Here is a 19,106-nt window from a genome sequence, read left to right as displayed (position 1 = left end):
AACCCATGAAGAGAATTTTGTTAATATGCTGTTTGTTTATAGGATTAACAGCAGCACGCGCTCAGGGAACCCATCCCGGAGTAGGCACGCCTGCGGAAAAAGCCAAAGGTTTGCAAAAGGAATTAAAACTTACCGATAAGCAGACTGAGAAAATTGCCGCTATTTATAAAGAATCGGCTGAAAAATTTGAAAAAATAAAAAAGGATGAGAAAGGCAATACCGATAAAATGGTAGTGGCCGTACGTCCGTTGCGCGAGGCCACCGTTAAGAAAATAAAAGCAGTATTAACCCCTGCCCAGGCAGCTAAATATGAAAAGCTGGTAAAAGATACCAAAGGCGGTGGAAATGGCTGGAGTGATGGGTGGAGCGCTACGAATTAACAAAGATTATGATACAATGAAAATGCCCCATTTTATTGGGGCATTTTTTATTTGTTATCAGTTGGTTGTTGTTTCTTTATCCTGGATAGCCTGATAAGAATTAGTACAATTGGTACGATCATAATAACTGACGATCCGGAAGCAACAACAATACGCCAGGTCTGATGCTCCTCGATACCACTAATGATGCTGTTTACATTCACGATCATCATCCCTGCAAAGATGATCATGATGAGTATTAGCATTCTCTTTGGTGAACTCATATTTGTAAACTTTAGTGCAATAATATTAATCCTGTTATTGAAATGAAAATCGTTTATGGAGTATAAGTATTATTCACCGTCTTCAATAAATTTCTGATCCAATTGTTTATTGGCCTTGGCGCCTAGGCCTTTTATTTTTTCAGCGGTTTTGGTCAAATTGCCATTGCCTTCGGTTAGTTTATTAATCGCACTATCATAAGCCGCCTGGCTTTGTTTAATGTTTTTGCCGATATTTTCCATATCGCCTACGAAGCCAACAAACTTATCATACATAGCGCCGCTCAGGCGGGCAATTTCAAGCACATTACGGTTTTGTCGCTCTTGTTTCCAGATGCTGGATATTGTGCGCAAGGTAGCCAGCAAAGTAGATGGACTAACGATCACGACGCGCTTTTCCCAGGCATCGCTGAATAATTCGGCATCTAGTTGTACGGCAAAACTAAAAGATGATTCGATTGGGATAAAAAGTAATACGAAATCGGGTGAATTTATTTGGTATAAGTCGTGATAGTTTTTTGCGGACAAGCCATTTACATGATTCCTGATAGATTCCACATGAGCTTTTGAAAAAAGCTTACGGTCATCTTCGCTTTCTGCATTAACCAACCGTTCATAAGCAACCAGGGAAACTTTGGAGTCGATAATTAAGTGTTTTTCATCGGGGAGATCAATAATAACGTCTGGTTGCAGCCTGCTTCCGTCTGCAGATATTAAGCTAGCCTGCATCCGGTATTCGCGGTCTCTGACCAGGCCTGAACGCTCCAATACGCGTTCAAGTATCACTTCGCCCCAGTTACCTTGTTTTTTGCTGTCACCTTTTAAGGCTTTGGTCAGGTTTTGTGCCTCGTTGCTGATTAGCTTATTCAATTCCATCAACTGCGATATTACTCCTCTCAGTGTATTCCTTTCAGCAGCCTCCATATTATAAACCTTATCAACTTTCTCTTCAAAAGCTTTAATGTTTTCTTTCAGCGGGTTTAATAATATGTCCAGGTGGGTCTTATTGGTTTCAACAAATTTTTGAGATTTTTCGTCAAGAAGTTTATTTGCAATATTCTGGAATTCAAGCTGAAATTTTTGCTGTATTTCCTGTATAGACCTTTCTTGTTCTGTTAAGCGTTCCCGTTGTGCTTTAAAGGCTTCTTCGGCTTTGGCCATACGATTCTTTTCGGCAAGTAATTCCGAGTTCAGATTAGTAACAGCCTGATCATACCGCACACGCTCGTCCTGTAATATTTTATCAGCTTTATCCCGTTCCGCAATCAACCCAGTAGCCCGCTCTTCAGCCTTAGCTAAAGTGATCTGCAACCGGTTATTTTCTTCGCGCAGACGTTGTAGTTCTTCGTCTGATACACTATGCCCGCTTTTCGGTTTTTGGAGGAACAGAACAACAGCAATCAGAAGTACTACGATAGAAACGACAAGGATAACCACACTCATTTGATAAAAATATTAGCAAAACGAAGGTAGGAAATTTAGCAGATTTAAATGAAGATGATTATTTACAAAACTTTTTAATATTCTCCGGTGCGTATTCATTCCCCATATCCGCCGCTTTTTTAAAATCTGCGCAGGCGCCGGTATTATCATTAAGCAAGTATTTGGCATATCCCCTGCTGTTGTAAGCATCACTATATTGGGGGGCGATCTCCAATGCCTTGTTATAATCCTCAATAGCTTCTTTATATAGGGTAAGTCTTCGTTTTGCCAAACCACGACTATAATATGCACCTTCGTATTTGGGATTCATGGAGATCGCGATATTATAATCGACAATAGCGTTTTTGAAATCATCCAGGTTAAACTTAGCATCACCTCTTTTCAAATAGCCATCTGGGTCTTTGGGTTTTAATAAAATGTATTTACCGCAATCATCAATCACATCATTGAAATTGCTAAGTTTTTCATTGGCCAACGCCCGGTTGTAATAAGCGCTTGGGTATTTGGGATCAATAGATATGGCTTTAGTATCATCAGCAATTTCGCCCAGGTAATCTTTTAAGTTGTACTTCGCTATCCCGCGGTTATTATAAGCATTCAAAAAAGAGGGATTTAGAGCTATTGCCTTGTTATAATCTTCAATCGAGCCATTGTAATCCTCCAGAAGCCTTTTGGCATCACCACGGGCATAAAAAGCATCAGGATCGTTAGGTGTTAGTATTATTGCCTTGTTATAATCTTCAATGGAGCCCTTATAATCCTTAAGCTCAAATTTAGAGTTTCCCCTATTATAAATGGGGGCCGCATTTGTTGAATCAAGTGTGATCGACTGGGTAAAATCCTCAATTGCCCCGTTATAGTCTTCGAGGTGATTTTTGGTCAGTCCCCGCTCATTATAATAATCTCCATCGGTTGCCTCGATGGCAATTGCCTGGTTAAAATCAGCTAATGCTCCCTTATATTCCCGCAACCGGGCTTTTGCTATTCCCCTATCGTAATAGGCCACAGAACCTTTAGGATTTATACCAATAGCTTTAGTGTAGTCAATGATAGCTCCCCTATCGTCTTTAAGTTCTACTTTGGCCAATCCCCTAACTACATAGGCATCAAGGTATTTGGGATTGAGAATTATTGCCTTGTTAAGATCTGTTAGTGCTTCTTTATATTTTTTCAGATTATATTTCGCATCGCCCCGTTTAAAGTAAGCTGCATCGTCACTAGGTTTTTTGGCGATAACTTTGGTATAATATTTAATGACATTAACATTTTTTATGCTATCCTCATTTAGGGCTGTTTGTTTTTGGGCAACCGAAAATAAAGGTGAAAAACAGGCTATTAGTATTAATTTCTTCATGTGATGAGGTTTCGATTTTAGGTATAAAAATAAAAAATATTTGCGACCGACAAGTCTAGGTTATTTTTTAACGCCGATAATAAACTACTTCGCTTTCTCCACACGCATACCCACATCGTTTACTTCATGTAGTGGATTATCACGCATGTTTTGCTCGATACTAAAAGTGTAAGTGCCTTTTTCAGGGAATTTAAAATTGGTCATAATAGGCACCTGGTAGCTATACAAATTACCCGATCCCTTCCCTAACCATTCGCCATCCAGGTCGGCCAGTTTGATCTCGAACCGGGTTGTGCCCTTCAATTTCGGTCCGCTTTTATGCAATAGTACAAATATGTTGGAGTATTTGTATTCGCCGGTTACCCGCAGATTGATGTAGATATTATAGAGGATAGAAGCCTCATCAATTTTAACCTCATTTTTCACCGTATTGGCATATGACCAATTATGATTATCAATGGGTGTGTTCTGGTCGACGATCATGCCAGGATCACTACAACCGTTCAGAAAAAGCATAGCCAAAACCGGCAATGCAGCAAAAAATAAATTACGAGCCGCTTTCATTCCCCTTGTTCTGATCGTTCCGGTTATTCCTGTTCGGTTTAAAACGGCGGTTGTTACGGTTCTTATTATTCTGGCCATTGTTTTTGTTAGCTTCTGCTGGTTTTTGCTCTTTCGTCTGTTGCTGAACAACTACGCCCTGTGGCGGCTTATTGTCCTGGGGTTTGTTTTTATTCTTATTCTTGCTTTTCTTTTTGTTGCGGTTGCGTTCATCCAGACGGGTAAGACTATCCTGGCCAACCACGTTTTCGTAATCCAGTACTTTTACCGGCTTGCTTTCTATCTCCACGCTTTCGCCCAGATCCGGAGGAAATATGCCATCCTTATTCTGCTGCTGGATTTCCTTTACCCGGTCAATTTCCAGTGGGATCCAGCTGTCTTCCATCGGGTAGCTGAACCACATCAGCTTTTTGAAGATATCTGTTTTTTGCAGACGGGCGTCGCCTTTTTCGGTCCTCAATATATTCACATTATCCGGAATATATTTCAGCGCATCCATATAGGTATCCAGCTCATAGTTGAGGCAGCATTTTAACTTGCCGCATTGGCCTGCCAGTTTTAAAGTATTGAGTGAAAGATTTTGATAGCGCGCAGCAGAAGTAGAAACTGTTTTGAAATCAGTCAGCCAGGTTGAGCAGCAAAGCTCACGACCACATGACCCGATGCCTCCCAAGCGGCTTGCTTCCTGCCGCATACCGATCTGCCGCATCTCGATCCTGATCCTAAAGGCCTCGGCCATCTTTTTGATCAGTTCACGAAAATCGACACGGCCTTCGGCTGTATAATAAAAAGTTGCTTTTGTTTTGTCGCCCTGGTAATCCACATCGCTTATCTTCATCGAAAGGCCAAGCTCCAACGCCAGTTTGCGCGTCTTGTGCATGGTTTCCCACTCCAGTTCCTTGGCAGCTTTCCATTTGTCCACGTCTGCAGGGGTGGCTTTACGGTAAACCTTTTTGGTTACATCGGCTTCGTTCACATGGCGTTTCACCATCTGCATTCGAACCAGCTCTCCGGTTACCGAGACGTGGCCCACGTCAAAACCTCCGGTAGGTGTTTCTACCACCACCAGCTCTCCGGCTTCCAGGTAAATATTATCGGTGTTGACATAAAAGTCCTTGCGTGAACCTTTAAACTTCACCTCAATAATAGAAAAAGCCTTATAATTTGCCGGCATGTCCATGTTGGACAACCAGTCGTAAACATCTAATTTGCTACAGCCGTTAGTAAGGCACGAGCCATTACTTTTACAGCCGGCGGGGGTACATCCGCCTGAGGAGCAACTTCCACATCCCATAGTTTAGTTTGGTATATAATGAGTCCCAGCAGGGAGCGTTTTAAAATTTAAAATTTTAATAATTTGTAAAGATACATCTAAAAATAAGATTTTCGGATTTGCATTTCGCTCCACATGATAATGCGCCTTCTCCAACTCGGTACTGATAGCCTGGGCCATGGCAGTATTCATGACGTTGGTCATCCTTTGTGCCGTTTCCAGCTCGTTTGGTGGTAAATGAACCAGGTTTCCGGCGCCTGCCATCAGCAGACAACACTCACGTATAAAGCTAATGCCGTAGCGCAAAAAATTCTTCTGATTTTCCCGGCCCATTTTGGCGGTTTGCTCTACAAAATCCATTACCTCCGATCCTTTATTGCCAAAACACAGACGTAACCAGTGTACAAATAAAGTATGGTAACTTTTGTTTTCCTGCTGTAGCATGGAAAGCGCTTCGGTCAGATTGCCATTGCTTAAATAGGCAATTTCCGCTGCTGCGAATTCAGTTTGATGATGGTTTTGCATCAACTCCTCTTTGATCTCATCATAAGTCAGCGCAGGAATTTTCACCAGTTGAGTACGCGATAAAATAGTATTCAATATCTGGTCCTGGTTTTGGGCGACCAACAGAAACAGCGTATTTGGCTGCGGTTCTTCGATAATTTTTAGCAGCGAATTACCTTCCTTGTCCAAATATTCGGGCAGCCAAAGGATCAGTATTTTGTATTCTGATTCAAAGGGCTTAAAGCTTAATTTTTTAATGATCTGATGGCATTCGGCAATATTGATGTTGGCCTGCTTATTTTCGGCATCAAGGTAACTGCGCCAGATATCCAGGCTCAGGTAAGGATTAGCTGAAAATGCCTCACGCCATTGTTCGATAAAAGAGAGTGCCGTATCATTTTTGTCTTTGGCAAAGAAAGGATAGGAAAAATGCAGATCAGGGTGCATCAGTTTCTGATACTTGTGACAGGATGCACAAATCCCACACGAATCATCGGGCTGACGGTTCCCGCAAGATAAATATTGGGCGTAAGCAACAGCAAGCGCCAGGCTCCCGGAGCCCTCTGGCCCCAAAAACAACTGGGCGTGGCTCACACGGTTGTCTTTCACCGTATTAATAAGCCTTTGCTTAACAGCCTGTTGCCCCGCTATGTGTTTAAACTGCATTTGGTGCAAATTAAGAATTAGATTTGAGATGTTAGATATGAGATTTGAGACAGGCCATCTTAATTCAATATTTTTACATTTAACAGTTACGTCCAATAACTATATCTTTGGCGTTATGCTCTCACATCTCATATCTCATATCTCATATCTGCAATGAGAGTAATGGCCTTCGATTACGGCACCAAGCGCATCGGTATTGCGGTGACCGACCCTATGCAAATTATCGCAACAGGACTGGATACCATACACCCGAAGGATATTGTTGATTACCTGAAAAAGTATCTTCAAACTGAGCAGGTGGAGCGTTTTGTTGTCGGCGAACCGAAGCAGATGGATAATACCCCTTCGCAATCGGCTATTCATGTAAAAGGGTTTGTAAATCTTCTTAAAAAGACTTTCCCCGAGACCCCTGTTGAAATGCTGGATGAGCGCTTTACTTCTAAGATGGCCTCAGCTGCTATTGCTCAAAGCGGGATGGGTAAAAAGGCAAGGCAGAACAAGGAATTAGTGGACAATATATCTGCCATTATTTTACTTCAATCCTGGATGGAGAAGAATCATTAATTTTGGTGAACCTCACAATGCAGGATTTTTAATTATCCGTAACGCCAAGATAATCAACGGGTAAGCCGTCGGAAAATCACATTAAATTTAATTTTCTTACCTTTGCCGCCATGGAGATCCTACCCCATGACCTTCAGCTCTACCTGGAAGATCATTGCGATCCGGAGCCAGCGGCTTTGCAAAAGATTAACCGTGAGACCTATTTAAAGGTGTTGCGACCCCATATGTTATCGGGGCATTACCAGGGCCGGCTGTTAAGCATGCTGAGCAAAATGATGCAGCCGAAACGTATCCTGGAGATAGGTACGTTTACAGGCTATGCTACTATTTGTCTGGCGGAAGGCCTGACAGAGGACGGTATTATCCATACCATTGAAGTGAACCGTGAGCTGGAAGAGATGCTCGTCCAACACTTCAAATCCACAGATGTGGATAAAAAAATCAAGCTACACTTCGGCCAGGCGGCCGAGATTATCGTAGAAATACAGGAAAATAATTTTGATATTGTTTTTATTGATGCAGATAAAAAGAATAATTTACATTATTTTCAGTTAATATTTGACAAAGTAAAGTCAGGCGGACTAATTATAATTGATAATGTTCTGTGGAAAGGGAAGGTTTACGGTAACGAAGACGATGCCGATACCCGATCGATCCGCGAGCTTAATGATGTGATTGCCAACGATACCCGGGTTGAAAAGCTAATCCTCCCGGTTCGTGATGGTATCATGCTCATTAGAAAAAAGTAGATTATGAAGAAACTATTACTGATTACATCCCTAATCGTGTCAACATTAGCCGTATCGGCTCAAAACACCTCGCAATCTTATATTGAGAAATTTAAGGACAATGCTGTTCGCATTATGCACGAAACTGGTGTTCCGGCAAGTATAGTACTGGCAGTAGCCATGCACGAATCTGGCAACGGCAACAGCAAGATCGCCAGAAACCTGAACAACCAGTTTGGTGTAAAAGGCTATGATGCGCACGTATATACCTACGATAACAAGAAGGTGCGCACCTATTATAGAAAATATAATTCGGTATTAGAATCCTTCCAGGATTTCGCCCGTATCATGACAGAGCGCAAGCAGTTCAGCCACCTGGCCGAAAACCTCAGTCATTACGATTACCTTGGATGGGCAAAAGGCATCCAAAGAAGCGGGTACTGCAGCAGCCACAAGTGGTCGGCGCAGGTATTGGCTATTATTCGCAAGTACAATCTGAACGCTTATGATGAAAATCCTCAGGATCAGAAGCAATTAGCAGAAACTAAGCAATAATTTTATTTTTAAATCTTAAGTTTGGCGTAGATTATTTTATACCATTGGTTAAGATTTGTTGCTTATGCGAAAAACCGCACTTTTTACTCTTATAATCCTTTCCGTAGTATTATTCAGCTCCTGTTCGGTACACAAAGGTCTGATCAGCAATCACGAAGCACACCGAAACAACGCGATCGTACAAAGAGAAAACCGGGAAGGCATTGCCAATTATACTCCCTATACTTCGCTGACTTATATTGATCGTTTTAAGACCATTGCTATTCAGGAAATGAACCTTTACGGCATACCGGCGAGTATCACACTTGCACAAGGTTTGTTTGAATCAGGCAGCGGTAACGGAGAGCTTGCTAGAGTAGCAAATAATCACTTTGGTATTAAATGCACCAGCGACTGGAAGGGTAAAGGATACTATAAAGATGATGACGCTCATAATGATTGCTTCAGGGTATATGATAAGCCGGAGGATTCATTCCGGGATCACTCTGAATTCTTAAAGCGCCCGCGCTATGCCAAGCTTTTCGAGCTTGACAAGAATGATTATGCGGGTTGGGCCAATGGCTTAAAAGCCGCAGGATATGCTACCAATCCCAACTACCCGAACCTGTTGATCAATATAATTCAGAAGTACAATCTTACTCAATACGATAGTCCTGAAAGCGAGCCGCAAAAAGAGAAACGCGAAGACCGTGTGCTGACGCAAATAAATGATAACACAATTGTTGCAAAGCAGGATTCGGCCATACAAACCGATACGAGCAATAAATTGTACACGGTAGTAACAGGCGACACACTATATTCTATTTCACGGCGTTTTGGCATAACTGTTGAAGATCTGAAAGCATTAAACAGCCTTCAGGACAACAATATTAAGATTGGCCAAAAGCTGGTTGTAGTGAAATAGTGATGTTAATTTTTGTTAAATTGTGGCATGAAGCAGGGCCAAAAGCTTAATTTTAGATTTAGAATGAGACTTGGGCTGCTGTTACTTTTCTGCGGACTGTTTTTCGGGGCGTCTGCCCAGGATAAACCTGCTGTCAATTATAAAAACCCGGTTGAAGGTGTTGTGTACGACAAAGACACTAAGGAAAGGGTTGCTCGTACCAATATCATGAACCTTACTTCGGGGGAATCCTTCTATAATAATCTGAAAGGCGAATTTAAAATTGATGCCAAAACCGGTGATAAGTTAGTATTTCTGAAACTTGATTACCTGGCCGATACCCTCACGGTAAAGGATAACTCGAATTTACTAATTTCATTGAGGCGCATGGCAATCCCGTTGAAGGAAGTAACTATTCGTGATACGCTTGTTACTCCCCTTCAGCGTTTGCAGGCCACTAAAAGAAACTTCAGTAAGGTTTATGGTTCGAGTGCATATGATGGAGCTTTCACCTCGTCTCCAGGGAGCGGGGCAGGCATCAGCATCGACGCCTTGTGGAATTCGCTGAGCCGCAGCGGAAGGGAAGCCAAACATTTGCAGGGAATCATTGAGGAAGATTACCAGCAAAACGTGATCGACTACCGTTTTAACCGTTCATACGTAGCCAATATTACAAAGCTGAAAGATCAAGACCTGATAGATTTTATGACACATTACCGCCCGGGTTATTTTATTGTTACCACGGCAACGGAATATGAATTTATAACTTATATCCGCAACAGCCTAAAAAGATATCTGCGCAATAAAAGGATTTATTTACAACCATCTTTAAATGCCAATAAAGCTTCAAAGCCTAATTAATATTAATCGTCGGTTGCGCCCCAAGCCTACTATCTGCAATCGGCTTTACAATTGTCTATCAGACAATAAAACAAGCAAAAATCCTGTTTAAGATTGATTTGATTTTAAAACAAAGTTGTTTTTCCTTTACTTTGCCAACTATGTCAAAAATAGGTCTTGGGCTAATTCTGCTTCTATTTTCGTTCTCTTCAGCCTTCGCGCAAAATACCGATACCTTAAAAGTAGACACCAACTTACTAAATAAATATCGTTTGGAACCACGTCGCAATGCATTGCCGCTGCGGGTAAGACCATTACAGATCAGCGAAGAACAAATACCTGTACAATTGCTGGATTATAAGGTAAGTTACTGGCGTAAGACCGTCGTTTTCGGGTTAAACTTTAACCAATCAGCATTTACCAGCAACTGGAGTGCGGGTGGCGTAAGTTCATTGGCGCTGGGTACTAATTTTGATTTTAAAACCGAATACAACAAATCGCCACTGGATTATACTACCGAGTTGAACTTACAATACGGTGTTGCAAAAAATAAAGGCCAGACACAGCGCAAAACCAATGACCGTATATTCTTGGATAATAAGATCGCCACACAGCTATCCAAACATTGGTATTTGTTTGGCTCCTTTAGCTTTGAGTCTCAGTTTGCACCGGGTTACACCTATACTGATGCCAACGGAAATGCAGTAGATGATGGTTTGTTGATATCTAATTTTATGTCGCCGGGTTATTTTACGGAATCTCTCGGTCTTGAATATAAGCCGGTAAAATATTTCGATCTGCGCTTAGGTACAGGTACAGCGAAACAGACTTTTGTAGTGGATACCACCATTCACCGTAATCAGCCCGATAATTATGGTGTAGCAATAGATCATACATTCCTCAATCAGCTTGCTTTTCAGATGGTTGCAGCTATTGATAAGGACCTGATGCCAAATTTGCATATCAACGCACGCTATGCCCTGTTTGTGCCTTATCAGCAGGCCCTGGCATACACTACACACCGTATAGACGCAACCCTTACTGCAAAAGTAAACCGCCTGATCAATGTAACGATGAACGGTACATTCCTGTATGATAAGAATACATCCAGCCGGGCACAGGGGACCGAAGGTTTGGCTATGGGGGTAACTTATACCTTCCCATGAGATTTAACTCTTTTTCTTTTTCCTCAGATTCTGATAATCGATGTAATACAATATTTTAAATGAGATATTATTATTCTGCGGATCGTTAACAGTGTTTTGCAGGTTTCGGAAATAGCCCAGTTTAGCCTGATCGGTATTGGTTAAAGACGAGTTTTTCCAGGCGATGCTGATCTCCGAACCCGGCGAAAATTGCCACACATACACCATATCAATATTCCAGGCATTATAGTTCTGATCGTTATCATGATTAAAATGTGAGGAGGTTAAAGTAGCCAGCGAACCGTTTTGGGCAAGATCATAATATTGCAGAACGTTCAATTTTGACCAGTAGTGCCTCAATCTGAAAGTGATGCCCATGTCGCTTGTGAACGTGTATTTGAAATTGAAAATATTTTGTACCGTATGCACATTGCGTAGGGCAAAAATAGGGTTATTGCTTAGGCTATCAATCGTTTCGTAACCCGTGTAATGCATGTAAGGGCTGTAAGTGACATCCTGGCCTAAAGAGAAGCGATTGCTGATGCGCAAATTATAAAATGCCTCTGCATCAGTGCCCTGTCGCCCGGATGTGGTGTATATGCGATGGAAAACGCTGATCCCACCGAAAAGCCTTTTGGCCTGGTCGGTGAAGGCATTTAGTCCCATCATATAGCTGCCTGGCACTCTGAAAACGCGGCCGGCTGTGCGCGGTTCATAAAAATCATTTGCCGCACCCTGATGTTGTAACCTGAAATTGAAGCCCCAAAAGTTTTTTAGATTGGCGTAACCGCCTACAGTTTGGTTAAAGTATTGATATGCAGACGGGCTGAAACGGCGGGAATAATACACGTTTGAAAATACGCCCCATTGGGTGAAGTATTTTTTAGGCTTATAGTTCGCATATTGCAGGTTGATGTTGTGATCGAAATAATTATTGTTGAACAATATTCCCAGGTCATTTGGATTATACTTGCTGTCTACCAGATCTTCAACAAAGTTCCATGTAAAATTACCAAGTGTTTTACCGCCGTTAATTTCATAGTTAAACCCTGTTGTGGTTTTCCTATTAGTATAAAACAGGTTACTCATTAAACCATATCCGCTCAGGTTGTAGGAGTTTTTCTTATTGTTCAGGTTGAAAACAAACCCGCCGACATCTGCTGAATAGTCTTTCCCAAACCGCTCTACATTAGTGTTAATAAGTGTTATTGCCGAATTATTTTTCAGGTTTTGGTCCAGTACTATAATGTTGTAGTTGGTAACCGGTGCCGTTTCGAATCGTCTCGTATGGCCCAGGCTGTCTTTTATAGTGGCATATGCCGGGGCGCTAACGGCATTGAATACCCCTATTCCCAATCCGTTAGCTAGCCTCCCCGACAATTTTGTTGCATTGTATAATCTGGTTTCTGTAGGGTTTTTAATTACTGTTTCACCCCGAGCCAGGTTGTCATAGGCTTCGGAATAATTGATCGGCTGACCACCTACCCTGCGTGAATAAAAGATATTCCCCTTATTAAAAAGCTCGGTCCCCTCGGTAAAAAATGGCCGGTTTTCCTGGTATTTTACTTCGAATGGTGTCAGGTTCAGAATCTGGTTATCTGACTGCACCTGGCCGAAATCGGGTATCAGGGTCATATCCAGCGTAAAACTTTGGTTGATGCCATATTTTACGTCCATACCTCCATTAAAGGAAGTGGTGGTGTTGGTGAGTCCTGGTGTATTATAGGGATAATGGTTAACATAGGTGGCGAAATAAGGATAAAAGGCAAGCCGCAACGGAGGGGTTATTTTTTCAATACCATTAAGCTCACCCTCCTGGTTCATTAAGCCATTTTTCTTTGGGTCAAGCTCATTCCAGAATAGCTGCCGGTTTACGCCCCTGCGCTCCCGTATAAATTGAAGACCCCAGTTTTGCACGTCTTTTTTGGCAAATCGTAAAGCGGAGTACGGTATTTTAAATTCCGCCGTCCAGCCCCTGTCATCCACATTTACTTTGCTCTCCCAAACTGCATTCCAGCTGGCATCCTCAACGTTCCCGTTTTGATTAGGTGGCGTGTATTTGGCGTCGAACTGAGCCCCGGCGGCTGTGGCATAGAAACCCACACCGTTTATGCCATCATGGTAAGTATCGAGGATGATACCAAAAAAGTCGTCGGCAGCTACATTATCCCTGGTTGTTAATTCACGTGCTATTTTATTTGGATCCGTTTCATACATCCGGGCTGCGATATAGATGGCCGTATTATCATAGATCACCTTCACTTCGGTGCGTTCTTCTTTGATTTCATGGCGACCAGCAGTAGGTTGCAATTCAACAAAATCAGTGGCAACGGGAACATTTTGCCAAACATCATCATCCAAAACGCCGTCAATTTTGGGGATCTTTTCAGTTCGCGTGGCAACATATTTTTTAACCGTGGTTTGTGAAAACGCGGTAACCGCGAGCAATGTAAAAATCAGAAAAGTAAAAAGTCGCATCAATAAGGTATATGGCTATAAGATGAGAAAAAAGCACGGAGCGTTACACTTCAACTTGTTAAAAAAAGTTAAAGGTGATAATAACACATAATTTAAGCGCAAAGGGTTTTTATTAAGATTCGCTTTTTGACTTTATGCGGAGCGGGAATTGCTTCAAAATCTTAACTTTGCATCCTCAATTTAAAGATTAAAGTATTTTATACTCATGTTTGAAAATCTTTCAGATAAACTCGACAGGGCGTTTAAGGTCCTGAAGGGCCAAGGAACTATTACAGAGATCAACGTGGCCGAAACCATGAAGGAGATCCGCAAGGCTCTTCTGGATGCCGACGTTAACTATAAAACTGCCAAAACCTTTACCGATGAAGTAAGGCAAAAAGCTATTGGCCAGAATGTATTGACCTCTATCTCCCCTGGTCAGCTGCTTACCAAGATTATGAACGATGAGCTGACCGAATTGATGGGCGGCAGCACTGCTGATCTGAATTTTCCGGCTACGCCAACGGTGATCCTGATCGCAGGTTTAAACGGTGCGGGTAAAACCACCTTTAGCGGTAAGCTGGCAAATTTTCTAAAGACGCAGAAAAATAAAAAACCTTTACTAGTGGCAGGCGACGTATATCGCCCGGCGGCTATTGAGCAATTGAAAGTTTTGGGCGAGCAGATCGGTATACCGGTTTATGCTAATCTGGAATCAAAAGACCCCATTGCCATTGCAAGAGAAGGTGTTGCCCAAGCTAAGCAGAACGGCAACAACGTGGTCATTGTGGATACTGCCGGTCGCTTATCGATTGATGAGGCGATGATGCAGGAGATAGAGCAGGTAAAAGCTGCGGTAAATCCGCATGAGATACTATTTGTGGTGGATTCCATGACCGGCCAGGATGCGGTGAATACAGCTAAGGTGTTCAACGACCGCCTCGACTTTACCGGTGTGGTTTTAACCAAGCTGGATGGTGATACCCGCGGTGGTGCAGCGCTATCGATCAAATCGGTAGTGAATAAACCGATCAAGTTCATCGGTACCGGCGAAAAGATGGAAGCATTGGATGTTTTCCACCCCGATCGTATGGCTTCGCGTATTTTGGGCATGGGCGACGTGGTTTCATTGGTTGAACGCGCACAGCAGCAATTTGACGAGAAGGAAGCTGCCGAGCTGCAAAAGAAGATCCGCAAGAACAAGTTCGACTTTAACGACTTCTACAGCCAAATACAGCAGATCAAGAAAATGGGTAACATGAAGGACCTGATGGGCATGATACCAGGCGTTGGCAAAATGATGAAGAATGTAGAGGTTGATGATAATGCTTTCAAAAATATCGAGTCGATCATTCTTTCGATGACGCCCTATGAAAAGGAAAACCCGGATTCCATCAACCAAAGCAGACGTAACCGTATTGCGAAAGGCTCAGGGACCGATCTGCAGGAGGTAAACCGACTGATCAAGCAGTTTGAAGACATGCGCAAGGTCATGAAGCAAATGAGCAACCCGGCAGCCATGGCCAGTATGATGCGCCGGATGCCAAGATAAATGATTTCGGAGGTCGGATATACGATGTCGGATTTAAAATATGATAAATTAACCTAAGAGCGGCGTGAGCCGCTCTTCTTGTTTAAATACCATTTATATTTAAAGCATGAAACTAATCTTGTCACTAATTACCATTACTTTAACCGGAAGCCTTTTTGCTCAGACCAAGCAGATAACGAAGTATGATGACGTATTATCCTTAAAAGAGAGGTATGATGTTTTAGAGTCGGATACAAATATCAGACAGGGAGAGTATGCTCTTATAAGTAGTAAGTTGCTTCGTAAGGGTTTCTATAAAAACAATCAGAAAGACAGCGTATGGACCAGTTATGATTATAATCGGGACATACAAATAGTGTACGATTACACGCACAAAAAACTAATTGATTATAAAAAATCTCGCTGGGATAACAGCAAAAATGGCGAATATGATATAATAAATGGAACAGATACTACGAAGAGAAAGCTTGATCAACCACCGATTTATTTAGACGGCGATGGGAAGCGGCTGGCAATAGTTATTATTAAAACAAGATATCCCGCCGAGGCACGCGAGAAAAATATCCAGGGGAAAGTAATAATAGCATTTACCATAGACGAAAATGGCGATGTTTCAAAATATAAAATAAACAAACGTATTGGAGGAGGCTGTGATGAAGAAGCATTGCGTATTGCAAAGTTAATTACAGGCGAGTGGCTTCCTGGAATGCTAAATGGTAAACCCGTTAAAGTTGAGTATGAAATGCCGTTTAGCTTTACACTACAGACAGAGGATCGATAATTTATATAATTCGAAATATGCTAAAATAACCTTAGAGCGGCGCAAGCCGCTCTTTTTGTTTAAATAATTTATCTTTAGCATTATCAATAATCAACTATGCGGAAGTATACTCTTTGCCTGCTATCCCTTGGCTCCCTTTTTTGTTTATCTGCCAAAGCCCAATCGCCCGGTGCTGTTATCGACGTACAACATTATGGCTTCAACATCCAATTGAACGATAAAAATGATACCATCAAAGGACAGGCAGAAATAAGCCTGCGTTACCTGAGGGATGCCGGATCATTCCAAATCAACCTGGTAAAACAAAGAGGAGGTGGGAAAGGCATGCTAGTAAGTGGTGTGACGGAAAACGGTAAGCCCGTATCGTTCCTCCAAAATGATGACGATCTAACTATTACTACAGATGGCAAAACAGGAACCGCACATACTTACATCTTAACTTATAGCGGTATCCCCGCCGATGGCTTGATCATCTCCACCAACAAATTCGGTCACCGCACCTTTTTTGGAGATAACTGGCCCAACCGTGCACATAACTGGTTGCCCTGTGTAGATGAGCCTGCCGATAAAGCGACCGTAGATTTCATAGTAACTGCACCTGATCATTATCAGGTAGTATCAAACGGTTTAAAAGTTGATGAAAAGGCCTTGCCTGATAATCTTAAACTTACTCATTGGAGCGAAAAAGCCCAATGCCCGACCAAAGTGATGGTAATCGGAGTGGCTGACTTTGCGATAGACCATACAGGCGAAGTCAATAATATCCCGGTTTATACCTATGTTTTCCCTGAGAATAAAGACAAGGGTTTTACAAGCTATGCTGTAGCTAAAGAGATATTATCGTATTATATCGGTAAAGTTGGGCCATATGCCTTTGAAAAACTGGCCAATGTTCAGTCTAAAACCATATTCGGCGGGATGGAGAACTCGAGCTGTATCTTTTATTTCGAGGAATCAGTAGGCGATAGGGGGATCGAAGAACTGATGGCACATGAAATAGCGCATCAATGGTTTGGTGATGCTGCCAGTGAGACAAACTTTAGTCATCTATGGCTAAGCGAAGGCTTTGCCACTTATATGACCAACGTTTACCTCGAGCATAAATATGGAGTGGACACTTTGAAGAAACGCCTGAAAGCGGACCGTGAAACCGTTTTTGATTTTGAGAAGAAGAGAAAAACGGCTGTGGTGGATACGACTGTTCACGATAATTACATGGTGCTGCTCAATGCCAACAGTTACCAAAAAGGTGGTTGGGTATTGCACATGCTCCGGCGCAAACTGGGCGATGTGGCCTACTGGAAAGGCATCCGGGCTTACTATAAAAAATATGATGGCAAGAATGCCAACACTGATAATCTGCGAGCCGAACTGGAAAACGCTAGTGGACAGAATCTGCAACGGTTTTTTAAACAATGGATCTATACGACTGGTGCCCCCCACCTGAACATTATCTGGCATTATGACGCTACAAAAAAATCAATCGATTTAACAGTGGAGCAAAAGCAAGCTATTGTCTTCGATTTTCCACTGGAAGTATACATCGCAGGCAAGTCGCATATTGTTTCGGTTAAAAATAAAGTAACCAGTTTGTCTGTTCCGGTAAAAGCTAAACCATCATCAATTACTGTTGACCCAAATGTGAATTTATTGGCCATGGTTAATGTAAAAGAAGCCATACAATAGTTTGATATAGTTTTGTATATTTCCTGTTTGGTTGTTTTTTATTTTGTATAACAAAATATTTCGAAATAATATACTTTTATTTAAATATAAGCGTTATAACACTAAACCAATAAATCACAAGCAAATGCCTTCCCTATCGGTATTTGTAAGCCGTTAACCTTTAAACATTTATAGCCATGATCAGGTCTTATCAATCCATTTATGTAGCGTCTTACAGGTGGATATTCAGAAATTTCGGCCAGGGTAAATTGCCTCAATTCAAATCATTATTTAATGTGAGCTTCTTGTTGATCATTACTTTGACAACGGCAATGATTTTAGCCCAATTTGCGTTACGATCGGGATGGATAACCGGCAGTATGGCGGGAAATATTGTTCTTCTGTTTGGAGCGGTGTTTTTTATGTTGGCGAATTATCTGGTGCTTTTAAATAACCGTTGGCTAAAACGGTTAAATAATAACCTGGCCCATATCAGCAAACACAATATGAATGCGGTATCTATCATTGTGCTAATCAATGTGATCATTATTTGTAGCTTTATGCTGTTCACAGCACGCTAAATGAGCTTATCAAATATTGATTTTCAAGCCATTAACTGGTCGGAAATTGTAAAAACCATACATCCCGGTGAAACCGGCGAAGCCACCTGGCAAACCTGGCAATTTCCCGGATTTCGCATCAGGATAGTCAATTATTCGGCGGGGTACATGGCCGACCATTGGTGCCAAAAAGGTCATATCGTGCATTGTTTAGAAGGTGAATTTGTAAGCGAATTGGAGAGCGGAGAGGAATTCACTTTGACTGCCGGTATGACCTATGTTGTTTCTGACGGTTTGAGCAGCCATCGCTCGATTTCAAAAAATGGCGTTAAACTGCTGATTATTGATGGAGATTTTTTAAAATAACCTTATCTTAACAATAAATCCCCAACAAGCCCACGATCTATATTTATCCTAATCCTAGCATAACGCCACAATTATATGACCATCAGACAAGCCACTAGCAACGATCACGACGGCATTTGGGAAATCTTCGAGCAAGTTGTCAAAACCGGCGATACGTACGCTTTCGACCCTGATAGCCAAAGGGAAGATCTTTCTAAACTTTGGTTTGCGCCGGGCATGAAGGTGTTTGTTGCTGAAGAAGATGGCAAAATATTGGGCACTTATTTTATAAAACCCAACCAACCCGGTTTAGGTGCGCATATTGCCAATTGTGGTTATATGGTACATCCGGAAGCCAGAGGCCGGGGTTTGGGTAAACAATTGTTTGATCATTCCTGGCAGGTGGCTAAAGAATCGGGATATAAGGGTATGCAGTTCAATTTTGTAGTGAGTACCAATCAGGCTGCAGTACAACTCTGGCAGAAACTGAGCTTTAAGATCATCGGAGTTATCCCTAAAGGGTTTAATCACCGGCAATTGGGTTATGTAGATGCTTATATTATGTTCAGGGAGATTGATTAAATATTGCA

The 19,106-nt window shown here is 42.0% G+C and carries 20 protein-coding genes; 13 read left to right on the top strand and 7 right to left on the bottom strand.

The window, feature by feature from the left end:
* Positions 1 to 5: 5 nt before the first annotated feature.
* Positions 6 to 380, top strand: coding sequence for a Spy/CpxP family protein refolding chaperone (locus Q3A68_RS10775; RefSeq protein ID WP_302901092.1), 375 nt, complete (start codon positions 6 to 8; stop codon positions 378 to 380).
* 47 nt (positions 381 to 427) lie between these two features.
* Here Q3A68_RS10775 and Q3A68_RS10770 read toward each other — a convergent pair whose 3' ends face one another.
* From Q3A68_RS10770 to Q3A68_RS10745, 6 genes are all read right to left on the bottom strand, one after another.
* Complete coding sequence (locus tag Q3A68_RS10770) at positions 428 to 643, bottom strand: hypothetical protein (protein ID WP_302901091.1); 216 nt, start codon at positions 641 to 643, stop codon at positions 428 to 430.
* Between the two features lie 69 nt (positions 644 to 712).
* Positions 713 to 2,083, bottom strand: coding sequence for a DNA recombination protein RmuC (locus tag Q3A68_RS10765; RefSeq protein WP_302901090.1), 1,371 nt, complete (start codon positions 2,081 to 2,083; stop codon positions 713 to 715).
* Between the two features lie 58 nt (positions 2,084 to 2,141).
* Entirely contained in the window at positions 2,142 to 3,437 is a 1,296-nt protein-coding gene (locus Q3A68_RS10760) for a tetratricopeptide repeat protein (RefSeq protein ID WP_302901089.1), read from the bottom strand.
* A gap of 84 nt (positions 3,438 to 3,521) precedes the next feature.
* Entirely contained in the window at positions 3,522 to 4,001 is a 480-nt protein-coding gene (locus tag Q3A68_RS10755; protein ID WP_302901088.1) for a gliding motility lipoprotein GldH, read from the bottom strand.
* Entirely contained in the window at positions 3,985 to 5,292 is a 1,308-nt protein-coding gene (locus Q3A68_RS10750; protein ID WP_302901087.1) for a PSP1 domain-containing protein, read from the bottom strand. Before Q3A68_RS10750 ends, Q3A68_RS10755 begins: the two co-directional genes overlap by 17 nt.
* Before the next feature lie 3 nt (positions 5,293 to 5,295).
* Entirely contained in the window at positions 5,296 to 6,441 is a 1,146-nt protein-coding gene (locus Q3A68_RS10745) for a DNA polymerase III subunit (protein WP_302901086.1), read from the bottom strand.
* Between the two features lie 153 nt (positions 6,442 to 6,594).
* Here Q3A68_RS10745 and ruvX point away from each other — a divergent pair, with 153 nt between their 5' ends.
* The 6 genes from ruvX to Q3A68_RS10715 all read left to right on the top strand — a co-directional run bounded on the left by ruvX (position 6,595) and on the right by Q3A68_RS10715 (position 11,177).
* On the top strand, positions 6,595 to 7,005 hold the full coding sequence (ruvX, locus tag Q3A68_RS10740) for a Holliday junction resolvase RuvX (protein WP_302901085.1): 411 nt from the start codon (positions 6,595 to 6,597) through the stop codon (positions 7,003 to 7,005).
* A gap of 110 nt (positions 7,006 to 7,115) precedes the next feature.
* Positions 7,116 to 7,754 (top strand): O-methyltransferase, encoded by a 639-nt coding sequence (locus tag Q3A68_RS10735; protein WP_302901084.1) that lies wholly within the window; start codon positions 7,116 to 7,118, stop codon positions 7,752 to 7,754.
* Positions 7,755 to 7,757: 3 nt separating this feature from the next.
* Positions 7,758 to 8,288 carry a glucosaminidase domain-containing protein gene (locus Q3A68_RS10730; RefSeq protein WP_302901083.1) on the top strand — a complete coding sequence of 177 codons (531 nt, stop codon included), beginning with the start codon at positions 7,758 to 7,760 and terminating at the stop codon, positions 8,286 to 8,288.
* A 64-nt stretch (positions 8,289 to 8,352) separates the two neighbouring features.
* Positions 8,353 to 9,192 (top strand): glucosaminidase domain-containing protein, encoded by an 840-nt coding sequence (locus Q3A68_RS10725; protein WP_302901082.1) that lies wholly within the window; start codon positions 8,353 to 8,355, stop codon positions 9,190 to 9,192.
* Between the two features lie 63 nt (positions 9,193 to 9,255).
* The gene (locus Q3A68_RS10720) at positions 9,256 to 10,032 is read left to right on the top strand and encodes a hypothetical protein (protein WP_302901081.1); all 777 of its coding nucleotides are present in this window, start codon (positions 9,256 to 9,258) and stop codon (positions 10,030 to 10,032) included.
* Positions 10,033 to 10,172: 140 nt separating this feature from the next.
* A complete protein-coding gene (locus Q3A68_RS10715; RefSeq protein WP_302901080.1) occupies positions 10,173 to 11,177 on the top strand; it encodes a DUF3078 domain-containing protein in 1,005 nt (334 codons plus the stop codon).
* A gap of 3 nt (positions 11,178 to 11,180) precedes the next feature.
* On the opposite strand, the gene Q3A68_RS10710 is transcribed toward Q3A68_RS10715, so the two are convergent.
* Positions 11,181 to 13,634, bottom strand: a complete 2,454-nt coding sequence (locus tag Q3A68_RS10710) for a DUF5916 domain-containing protein (RefSeq protein WP_302901079.1) — start codon at positions 13,632 to 13,634, stop codon at positions 11,181 to 11,183.
* Between the two features lie 205 nt (positions 13,635 to 13,839).
* Here Q3A68_RS10710 and ffh point away from each other — a divergent pair, with 205 nt between their 5' ends.
* The 6 genes from ffh (at position 13,840) to Q3A68_RS10680 (ending at position 19,098) form a co-directional block, all read left to right on the top strand.
* Complete coding sequence (gene ffh / locus Q3A68_RS10705; RefSeq protein ID WP_302901078.1) at positions 13,840 to 15,165, top strand: signal recognition particle protein; 1,326 nt, start codon at positions 13,840 to 13,842, stop codon at positions 15,163 to 15,165.
* 106 nt (positions 15,166 to 15,271) lie between these two features.
* A complete protein-coding gene (locus tag Q3A68_RS10700; protein ID WP_302901077.1) occupies positions 15,272 to 15,946 on the top strand; it encodes an energy transducer TonB in 675 nt (224 codons plus the stop codon).
* 96 nt (positions 15,947 to 16,042) lie between these two features.
* Positions 16,043 to 17,632 (top strand): M1 family metallopeptidase, encoded by a 1,590-nt coding sequence (locus Q3A68_RS10695; protein ID WP_302901076.1) that lies wholly within the window; start codon positions 16,043 to 16,045, stop codon positions 17,630 to 17,632.
* 176 nt (positions 17,633 to 17,808) lie between these two features.
* Positions 17,809 to 18,192 carry a hypothetical protein gene (locus Q3A68_RS10690; RefSeq protein ID WP_302901075.1) on the top strand — a complete coding sequence of 128 codons (384 nt, stop codon included), beginning with the start codon at positions 17,809 to 17,811 and terminating at the stop codon, positions 18,190 to 18,192.
* A complete protein-coding gene (locus Q3A68_RS10685; protein WP_302901074.1) occupies positions 18,193 to 18,537 on the top strand; it encodes a DHCW motif cupin fold protein in 345 nt (114 codons plus the stop codon).
* A 75-nt stretch (positions 18,538 to 18,612) separates the two neighbouring features.
* Positions 18,613 to 19,098: a GNAT family N-acetyltransferase gene (locus Q3A68_RS10680; RefSeq protein ID WP_302901073.1), complete on the top strand. Its 486-nt coding sequence runs from the start codon at positions 18,613 to 18,615 to the stop codon at positions 19,096 to 19,098.
* Positions 19,099 to 19,106 lie beyond the last annotated feature (8 nt).

Origin of the sequence: Mucilaginibacter tolerans (assembly GCF_030519375.1) — a bacterium.
Classification (GTDB): domain Bacteria; phylum Bacteroidota; class Bacteroidia; order Sphingobacteriales; family Sphingobacteriaceae; genus Mucilaginibacter.
The sequence above is the reverse complement of the archived record's forward strand: the minus strand, read 5'-3'. Positions and strand labels throughout refer to the sequence as shown.